Below are 9695 nucleotides of genomic sequence, written 5' to 3'. Positions count from 1 at the left end.
CGCCTACAGAATCACACACCAACCCGACGCCGCAACTCACAGATGAGTCATCGACGCAACGAAAAGATGTGTGCATCCCCTAGCCGCTTTGCGGGGGCGAGGAACCCGCGTCTTGAGAGGCTGGTCTTCCTTCGCCCCTCCGGCGTCTCGATACAATACCGCCATCCCTCCGTTCACCCCGCGCCCGCGTCATGCTAATCAGCGCCCATGGCACAGAAGAAAGCATACGAGGTCGATGCATGGCTCGCGAAGCCGGATCCGCGCGTCTCGATCGTGCTGCTTTACGGTCCCGATCGCGGGCTGGTTGCCGAGCGGGCAAAGACCTTTGCCGGCAAGACCGGCCTGCCGCTTGACGATCCGTTCTCGGTGGTCAGGCTGGACGGATCGGAAGTCGATCGCGACGAGGGCCGCCTGCTCGACGAGGCGCGCACCGTGCCGATGTTTTCGGAGCGGCGCCTGCTATGGGTGCGCAATGCCGGCGCCCAGAAGGGGCTTGCCGATGATGTCAAGGCGCTGACGTCGGAGCCCGCGCGGGACGCCATCGTCCTCATCGAGGCCGGCGACTTGAAGAAGGGCGTCGGCCTGCGCGCCGTGGTGGAGGCGGCGGACAATGCCATGGCATTGCCTTGCTATGCCGATGAGGCCGGGGATATCGATACGGTCATCGACGACGAACTGCGCAAGGCCGGCATGTCGATGACGCTGGAGGCGCGGCAGGCGCTGCGCCGCAATCTCGGCGGCGACCGGCTGGCCTCGCGCGCCGAGATCGAAAAGCTTGTGCTTTATGCGCATGGCCAGCCCGAAATCGGCCTCGACGACGTCAAGGCGACGTCTGGCGATGTCTCGGGCCTCTCCTTCGACGCGGCGGTCGACGCCCTGCTCGAAGGCAGGATCGCCGACTTCGACACCGCCTTCACCCGCCATTGCCAGTCCGGCGGCCAGCCCTTTCTGGTGCTTTCATCGGCGATGCGGCAGTTGCAGGCGATCCAGGCGATGCGCGGCCAGATGGACGCCGGCGGCCGCAATGCCGCTTCGGTCGTAGCCGCGGCGCGCCCGCCGGTGTTTTTCTCCAGGCGCAAGCTGGTCGAGAAAGCCCTCGAACGCTGGAGCAGCGAGGCGCTCGGCCGCGCCCTCAACCGCCTGCAGACGGCGGTCCTGCAGACACGCCGGCGGCCGGATCTGTCGGTCGCGCTGGCACGCCAGGCCCTGCTCGGCATTACCGTAGAGAGTGCCAGGCTGGCGCAGAGATAGGAGCACCCGCCCTTCTCCCCCTGTGGGAGAAGGTGGATCGGCGCGCAGCGCCGAGACGGATGAGGGGTGTTGGACGGAATGAGGCGTCGGCGTTCCCTGGAACACCCCTCATCCGTCGCCTTCGGCGACACCTTCTCCCACAGGGGGAGAAGGGAGAGCCGCGCCAAGCCTTCAACGCTGGCAATACAAGCCGCGCACCCTGGAGTGAACAAGAGCTTGAGGCTTAGCAGAAGCAGCGTCTCTGCCCAACCCGGATATTATGCGCCGGCTAACTACCTACTCCCGCTTCAGCCTTCGGCAAAGCTCGTCGAGCTGCTCCAGCGTCCGGTAGGCGACGCTGATCACGCCGCCGCGCTGGTTGTGCTCGATCGTGACGATCATGCCGATCGTGCTGGTCATCAGCCGCTCCAGCGCCAGTGTGTCCGCATCCTTTTGCGGCGGGGGCGCGGGCTGGCGCTTTGCCGCCGGCGCGCCGACCGGCAGCTGCGCCAAGGCTTCGGCCTGGCGCACCGAAAGCCCCTCGTCGATGATCCGCTTGGCAAGCCCGGCCGGGTCGTCGGCCGTCACCAGGGTGCGGGCGTGGCCGGCCGAGAGCGCGCCGTCGACCAGCATGTCGCGAATGACGTCGGGCAGCTTGAGCAGCCTCAGCGTATTGGCGACATGGCTGCGGCTCTTGCCGATCACCTGGCCGAGATCTGCTTGGGTATAGCCGTGGTCGTCGATCAGCTGCTGGTAGCCGAACGCCTCCTCGACCGGGTTGAGGTCGGTGCGCTGGACGTTTTCGATGATCGCCAGTTCGAGCGCCGTGCGATCGTTGACGTCGCGTACGATGATCGGGATTTCGGTCAGCCCGGCGCGTTGTGCCGCGCGCCAACGACGCTCGCCTGCGATGATCTCGTAGCGGCCCGTTTGGGTTTTCGACGGCCGCGCCACCACCGGCTGCACCACGCCATGTTCGCGGATCGACTGGGCGAGGTCGGTCAGGTCGGCGTCGCCAAAATGCCGGCGCGGGTTTTTGGGATTGGGGCTGAGGAACTCGATCGGCACCTTGCCGTCGGCCGCCAGGCCCGGCTTTTCCGGTGCCGCCGGGCGATCGATTTCGCCGATCAGGGCCGCCAGTCCCCGTCCCAGTCTTTTCCTCGAAGGGTCTTCGTTCATCGTCCGTCCAGATCGTTTCGGTGTCGAATCGGCTTATTGTTTAGGCAGCACGCAATTTGCGCTCGCGGCGGATGACTTCCGAAGCAAGCTGCAGATAGGCCTGGCTGCCCGAGCATTTGAGGTCGTAGAGAATCGCCGGCTTGCCGTAGGACGGCGCCTCGGAAACGCGGACATTGCGCGGGATGACGGTTTCATAGACCTTGTCGCCCATATGCGCCCGCACATCCTGCACCACCTGGTTGGCGAGATTGTTGCGCCCGTCGAACATGGTCAGCACGATGCCCTGGATCGTCAGGTCGGGGTTGATCGAGCGGCGCACCTGCTCGACCGTCTCCAAAAGCTGGCTCAGGCCCTCCAGCGCGAAAAACTCGCACTGCAGCGGCACCAGCACCGAATCGGCCGCAGCCATCGAATTCAGTGTCAGCAGGTTGAGCGAGGGCGGGCAGTCGATCAGCACATAGCCGAAATTGGCCGAGCGCTCGGCCGAAGCCCGCAGCGCGTTGCGCAGCCGCAGCACCCGATCCGGCGCCGAGGCGATTTCCATCTCGATGCCGAGCAGGTCGAGCGTCGACGGTACAATCGACAGGCCAGGCACCGCCGTCGGGATCGCCGCCGCTTCGAGGTCCAGTTCGCCGGTCAGCACGTCATAGGAGGAGACGGTGCGGTCGCGCCGGTCGATGCCAAGCCCGGTGCTGGCGTTGCCCTGCGGGTCGAGATCGACGATCAGCACCTGTTCGCCTATGGCGGCGAGCGCCGTGGCCAGATTGATGGCGGTCGTCGTCTTGCCGACGCCGCCTTTCTGGTTGGCGACGGTGATGATTCGGGGGCCGTTCTTCATCATGGGTCTATGCCAGAAAGTCATTTGGGTCGCCGGTCACAAGCCAGGGTGCTGTCGCAAGTCGGATACTTCGAGAATGACGCCCTGCGCGTCGGTTGCACTGGCATGTTCTACCAGATCGAAAGACCATCGTTGAGCGCTTTCTGCCACTTCGGCACGGTAATCCCGGCCTTTGTGAAACAGGCCGCGCGACCCCTTGGTCAGCCACGGTGCCGTCAGGTCGAGCAAGCCGGGCAGCGAGGCGAGTGCCCTGGCTGTGACGATTTGCGGTGCAGGAACAAGAGGATAGCTGTCTTCGATGCGGCGCGCGATAACCTTGGCGGGCAGGCTGAACTGTCCGATGACCGCTTGCAGGAACGATGCTTTTTTCCGGTTGCTTTCAACCAGGTCGATACCGGTGCCGTCCCGCTCGGCAAGCAAAAAGGCCAGCACAAGGCCGGGAAACCCACCGCCGGAGCCGAGATCGACCCAGCGCTTCGCCTCTGGTTTGATTCGCGCCAGCTGCGCGCTGTCGAGGATGTGGCGGCGCCAGACATCGTCCTGCGTCGATTGCGCGGCCAGATTGATCCGGCGGTTCCATTTCTGGAAGACGGCCTCGAACTCGACCAGGCGATCGAATGTTTCACGTGAAACCGGGCCCGCTGCCGCCTGCAGGTTTGCCCAGGACGCAGCGCTCACGCGACCTGCTTTCGCGCGGTCGCCTCGGCATTGCGGACATGGGCGACGATAATCGCCAGCGCCGCCGGCGTCATGCCTTCCATGCGTTGCGCATCGGCAATCGAGCGCGGCTGGCGTGCCAGCATCTTCTGCTTCAACTCGTTCGACAGGCCGGGAACAGAAGCAAAGTCGAGCGATTCGGGAATAAGCCTGCTCTCCTCATGCCTGATCTGCGAAACATCGGCCTGCTGGCGGTCGAGATAGACAGAATATCTGGCTTCCGTTTCAAGACGTTCGGCCGTTTTGCTGTCGATCGCCGCGAAAGCCGGCTCGATCCGCGCCAGCCAGGCGATGTTGACGCCGGGATAGGCCAGCAACTCATAGGCCGAGCGACGGACGCCGTCCCGGTTGATCTCGAGCCCATGGCGCGCCGCCTCATTGGGGGTCATGGTGGTGCCGAGGGCGAGCTGTCGCGCCTTCTCAAGGTCTTGCATACCATTGTTGAAGCGCTGCATCCGCTCCGGCGAGGCAATCCCCAGCCCTATCGCCAGTGGCGTCAGCCGCTCATCGGCGTTGTCGGCTCGCAGCGATAGCCGGAACTCGGCCCGCGAGGTGAACATGCGGTACGGTTCGGCGATGCCGCGGCTGGTCAAATCATCGACCATCACGCCGATATAGGCTTCGGTGCGGCTCAGCACGATTTCCTCGCTCGCCGACGCCTTGCGCGCTGCATTCAAGCCGGCAAGCAGCCCTTGCGCGCCGGCCTCCTCGTAGCCGGTGGTGCCGTTGATCTGGCCGGCGAGGAAAAGGCCGGCGATCCGCCTGGTTTCCAGCGTTGGCTTGAGCTCGCGTGGATCGACATGGTCATACTCGATGGCATAGCCCGGCTGCAGCATGGTTGCCCGCTCCAGCCCCGGAATGGTCTTCAGGATGTCGAGTTGCACGTCCTCGGGCAGCGAGGTCGAAATGCCGTTCGGGTACACCGTGTCGTCGTCCAGCCCTTCCGGCTCCAGAAATATCTGGTGGCCTTCGCGGTCACCGAACTTGACGATCTTGTCTTCGATCGACGGGCAATAACGCGGTCCGACGCCTTCGATCGAGCCCGAATACATGGCCGAGCGGCCGAGATTGGCGCGAACCAGCTCGTGCGTCGCATTGGTCGTTCGGGTAATGCCGCAATGGATCTGCGGATTTTCGATGCGATCGGTCAGCAGCGAGAACGGCACAGGGTCCTCGTCCGCCGCCTGGCTCTCCAGTGACGCCCAATCGATCGTCCTGCCGTCCAGCCGCGGCGGCGTGCCGGTCTTCAGCCGCCCGAGCCTGAAGCCGGCGCGGCTCATCGTCGCCGACAGGCTGATGCTCGCCTGCTCGTTCATGCGGCCGGCGACGATCTTCTTTTCGCCGATATGGATCAGCCCGCGCAAAAAAGTGCCGGTCGTCAGCACCACGGCGCCGCAGGCGAACCTGCTTCCATCCGCCAATAGCACCGCCGCGATGCGTCCGTCGTCGGTTTCCCGGTTGTTGATTTCGAAATCCAGCACCTCGCCCTCGACCACGTCGAGGCCAGCCTGTTCGCGAATCGCCGCCTGCATGGCGAGCCGATAGAGTTTTCTGTCGGCCTGCGTCCGTGGCCCGCGCACCGCCGGTCCTTTGCGGCGGTTGAGCAAACGGAACTGGATGCCGGCCGCATCGGCAACGCGGCCCATCAGCCCGTCCATGGCGTCGATCTCACGAACCAGATGCCCCTTGCCGAGGCCGCCGATCGCCGGATTGCAGGACATCACGCCGATCGTGTCGAAGCGCAGCGTCACCAGCGCCGTCCTGGCGCCAGCCCGCGCGGCCGCACTAGCCGCCTCGCACCCAGCATGGCCGCCACCCACCACCACCACATCGTAGCGATTGGTCATTTCAGAATCCCGAATTCAAGTGGACCGACACATGTCCCTGGAGGCACGCGCTGTCAAGGACGCAGGGCCTTCAGACGCATGACTGCCCCCGACAATGCAGACAGAGATCGCCTGGCGCCGCCCCTTTTCCTTCTCCCCTTGTGGGAGAAGGTGGATTGGCGCGCAGCGCCAAGACGGTTGAGGGGTGTTGGACGGAGTGCCGTCGTTGCCAAGCTGGAACACCCCTCATCCGACCGCGCTTCGCGCGGCCACCTTCTCCCACAAGGGGAGAAGGGGAGACGCTACGAGCGAGATCGTTTCACGTGAAACAGTCCCCCTATTCCTGGGCCGTGTTTCACGTGAATCACAGCCGGTGCTCCTTCCCCTATGTTTCACGTGAGTCATTTCCCAATACAAAACTGCGAAAAAATCACATCGAGCATGTCTTCGACATCGACCGACCCGACGATTCGTCCGAGCCGATCCGCCGCCAGGCGCAGCTCCTCGGCCTGCAGTTCCCGGCCGCGATCACCACTGGCCACTGCTGCGAGCAGGAAGCGTTTCGTCTCATTGAGCAGCTCGACGTGCCTCAGCCGCGACGGCAGGATATCGCCGGCCTTGCCGATCTGGACTGCGGCACGACGCCCGATTTCGTCCAGCAATTCGGCCAGACCCGTGCCGTCCCGCGTCGAGATAGCGAAATCATAGTGCGCCGCAGGCGAGGGCGATTTGCCCCCCAGCAGGTCAATTTTTGTTCCAACCCTCAGCGCCTGAATGTCGCCCGGCAGCATACCGATCGCGATTGGCTCCGCCAGATCCTCCAGCAGCAACAGCAGATCAGCGCTGTGCGCCTTGGTCCTGGCCTTCTCGATGCCGATCGCCTCTATCTTGCCGGGCGCCTCCCGCAGACCGGCGGTGTCGGTTACCCTGACCCGCACCCCTTGCAGGTCCAGTACCACCTCGAGCAGGTCGCGGGTCGTGCCCGGCTCGTCGGTGACGATGGCCGCTTCGCGCCGCGCCAAGGCGTTGAACAGGCTGGACTTGCCGGCATTCGGCGCGCCGAGGATTACCACTTCGAACCCATCGCGAATGATTTCGGCAGCGCGGAAGCCGGCGACGTGGCGCTCTATTTCCCCGATCATCGCCCGGACATCGGACCAGACTGTATCGGCGACCGACCCCGGCACGTCATCCTCGTCGGCAAAGTCGATCTCGGCCTCGATCATCGCGCGGGCGTGGATCAGCCGTCGGCGCCAGCCCAGATACAGTTCGCTCTGCACGCCTTGGGCGTTGTGAACGGCAAAGCGCCGCTGCGCCTCGGTTTCGGCGTTGATGAGATCGGCCAGCGCCTCGGTTTCGACCAGATCGAGCTTGCCGTTGAGAAAGGCGCGGCGGGTGAATTCGCCAGGCTCGGCATGCCTGACGCCGTCGAAGGAGGCGATCGTTTCCAGCATCCTCGCCACAACGGCGCGCCCGCCATGCACATGGAACTCTGCAACGTCCTCGCCGGTAAAACTGTCGGGGCCGGCAAAGAAGACGACCAGGCCGCTGTCCAGCACCGATCCGTCGGGCGCCCGGAACTTGCGATAGGTGGCAACGCGGTTTGGCACCTTCGATCCCGCAATCGTTTCGAAAGCGAATCGACTCTGCGGCCCCGAAATCCGGATCACTGCAATGCCGGCCGGCAGGCGCCCGCTCGACAGCGCCACGATGGAGTCTTTTGAAATCATTTGCCCGCTCTGCCGAAGCGCCCTAGCTATGCCTGTTCAATCCGCCATCGAGTAGCGCCGTGACATTGCCTGCACAAAACCTGCTTGCCGAAGAGGCCAGCCCCTATCTGCAGCAGCACAGCGGCAATCCAGTGCACTGGCGGCCATGGTCGCCCGCCGCTCTGGCCGAAGCAAAGGTGCTGCAGCGTCCGATCCTGCTCTCTGTCGGCTACGCCGCGTGCCATTGGTGCCACGTCATGGCGCATGAGAGCTTCGAGAACGACGACGTCGCCGCCGTCATGAACCGTCTCTTCGTCAATATCAAGGTCGACCGCGAGGAGCGCCCCGACATCGACCAGATCTACATGGCGGCATTGTCGTCGATGGGCGAGCAGGGCGGCTGGCCGCTGACCATGTTCCTGACGCCGGATAGCAAGCCGTTCTGGGGCGGCACCTATTTTCCGCGCGAAGCCCGTTACGGCCGCCCGGGCTTTGTCCAGGTGCTGGAGGCGGTTGACAAGGCTTGGCGGGAGAAGAAAGAAAGCGTTAACCAGAGTGCCGACGGCCTGACCACGCATGTCGAGACGCGGCTGGCGGGCAGCCATGGCAAGGCCATGCTCGACCGCGGCATGCTGGCGAACCTCGCCAATGGCATTGACGGCATGATCGACCGCGATCTGGGCGGTCTGCGCGGCGCGCCGAAATTCCCCAACGCGCCGTTCATGCAGAGCCTCTGGCTGTCCTGGCTGCGCGACGCCACCGCATCCCACCGCGACACTGTTCTCCTAAGCCTCGAAAAGATGCTGGCCGGCGGCATCTATGACCATATTGGCGGCGGACTCAGCCGCTACTCGACCGACGCCGAATGGCTGGTCCCGCATTTCGAAAAAATGCTCTACGACAATGCCCAGCTCATCCGCTTGTGCAATTGGGCCTATGCGTCAACCGGCAAGGAATTGTTCCGGTTGCGAATCGAAGAGTCGATTGCCTGGCTGTTGCGCGAAATGCGAGTCGAGGGCGATGCCTTTGCCGCCAGCCTTGATGCCGATAGCGAGGGCGAGGAGGGGTTGTTCTACACCTGGAGCAGGGATGAGCTCGAAGCAGCCCTTGGCGACGATTCAGCATTGTTTTTCAAGTACTTCACGCTTGCCGGTCCGCATGGTTGGGAAGGCAAGCCGATCATTTGCCAGACTGATGCTCAACAGGCGCAGAGCGTCGTCGATCGTGACCTTCTGGTTCCGCTCAAGCAAAGGCTGCTGGCAGCGAGGGAACAGCGCGTGCGGCCCGGGCGTGACGGCAAGGCCCTGACCGACTGGAACGGCTTGATGATCGCAGCCCTTGCCGAGGCCGGACGGTCGCTTGGCCGATCCGACTGGATCGAAGCGGCGGCAGCGGCCTTTGCCGCAATTGCGGCTGCCGGACGTGACGGCCGCCTGCCGCATTCGATGCTCGGCGCAAAGAAGCTGTTTCCGGCTCTGTCGAGCGACTATGCCGCCATGGCCAACGCCGCCATCTCACTGTTCGAGGCGACCGGCAATCCCGACTATATCTATCGCGCCGGGAACTTCATTGAGCAACTCGATCTTTGGCACCGGGACAGCGACAAGACCGGCTACTATCTGACCGCGTCCGACAGCGCGGATGTGCCGATCCGCATCCGCGGCGATGTCGACGAAGCCATTCCTTCCGCTACCGGCCAGATCATCGAAGCCCTGGTCCGATTGTCGTCGCTTTCGGGCGATCTCGATCTCTGGGAAAAAGCCTGGACAGTCGCAGAGCACGCGGGCGGGCGGGCGGAGCACCAGGGCTATGGCCAGGCGGGTATAGTCAATGCCTGTGCCTTGGCGCTTGAACCGCTGAAGCTGGTGATCGTGGATAGACCGGAGAATCCAAGGCTTGTTCCGGTTGCGAATCGAAATCCAGACCCGCGCCGGGTGGACATCGTCGTGCCTGTTGGCTCGGCGACAAATCTGCCGGCCTTGCCAGGCGGCGTCCTGCCGCCAACGGCCGAGCCCGGCGCCTGGCTCTGCACGGGGCAGGTCTGCCTGCCGGTGGTAATGGAAGCTGATGAGCTGGAAGGGATGCTGCGGCGGTGATGGACCTGGCGCTCCTTCCCTTCTCCCCTTGTGAGACCTTTGCATAGAAGCCGATTGGTGATTCTGTGATGATGGTCGAAGCAGGGAGATTCGGGATGGC

At 64.1% G+C, this 9695-nt stretch carries 7 protein-coding genes; 2 read left to right on the top strand and 5 right to left on the bottom strand.

Going from position 1 to position 9695, the window contains the following annotated elements; genetic code table 11:
• The first annotated feature begins 207 nt into the window (after nt 1-207).
• The gene (holA, locus tag NKJ23_RS33910) at nt 208-1251 is read left to right on the top strand and encodes a DNA polymerase III subunit delta (RefSeq protein WP_352685060.1); all 1044 of its coding nucleotides are present in this window, start codon (nt 208-210) and stop codon (nt 1249-1251) included.
• 276 nt (nt 1252-1527) lie between these two features.
• Here holA and NKJ23_RS33905 read toward each other — a convergent pair whose 3' ends face one another.
• The 5 genes from NKJ23_RS33905 to mnmE form a co-directional block, all read right to left on the bottom strand.
• Entirely contained in the window at nt 1528-2409 is an 882-nt protein-coding gene (locus tag NKJ23_RS33905; protein ID WP_352685058.1) for a ParB/RepB/Spo0J family partition protein, read from the bottom strand.
• A 40-nt stretch (nt 2410-2449) separates the two neighbouring features.
• A complete protein-coding gene (locus NKJ23_RS33900; protein WP_084642633.1) occupies nt 2450-3250 on the bottom strand; it encodes a ParA family protein in 801 nt (266 codons plus the stop codon).
• Between the two features lie 33 nt (nt 3251-3283).
• Nucleotides 3284-3925, bottom strand: a complete 642-nt coding sequence (gene rsmG / locus NKJ23_RS33895; protein WP_352685056.1) for a 16S rRNA (guanine(527)-N(7))-methyltransferase RsmG — start codon at nt 3923-3925, stop codon at nt 3284-3286.
• A complete protein-coding gene (gene mnmG, locus NKJ23_RS33890) occupies nt 3922-5811 on the bottom strand; it encodes a tRNA uridine-5-carboxymethylaminomethyl(34) synthesis enzyme MnmG (RefSeq protein WP_352685054.1) in 1890 nt (629 codons plus the stop codon). The genes rsmG and mnmG overlap by 4 nt, the downstream gene beginning before the upstream one ends.
• A gap of 380 nt (nt 5812-6191) precedes the next feature.
• Nucleotides 6192-7520: a tRNA uridine-5-carboxymethylaminomethyl(34) synthesis GTPase MnmE gene (gene mnmE, locus NKJ23_RS33885; RefSeq protein WP_352685052.1), complete on the bottom strand. Its 1329-nt coding sequence runs from the start codon at nt 7518-7520 to the stop codon at nt 6192-6194.
• 59 nt (nt 7521-7579) lie between these two features.
• On the opposite strand from mnmE, the gene NKJ23_RS33880 reads away from it, so the two are divergent.
• Complete coding sequence (locus NKJ23_RS33880; RefSeq protein WP_352685050.1) at nt 7580-9595, top strand: thioredoxin domain-containing protein; 2016 nt, start codon at nt 7580-7582, stop codon at nt 9593-9595.
• Nucleotides 9596-9695 lie beyond the last annotated feature (100 nt).

Origin of the sequence: Mesorhizobium sp. M0184, from assembly GCF_040322215.1 — a bacterium.
Classification (GTDB): Bacteria; Pseudomonadota; Alphaproteobacteria; order Rhizobiales; family Rhizobiaceae; genus Mesorhizobium.
The sequence above is the reverse complement of the archived record's forward strand: the minus strand, read 5'-3'. Positions and strand labels throughout refer to the sequence as shown.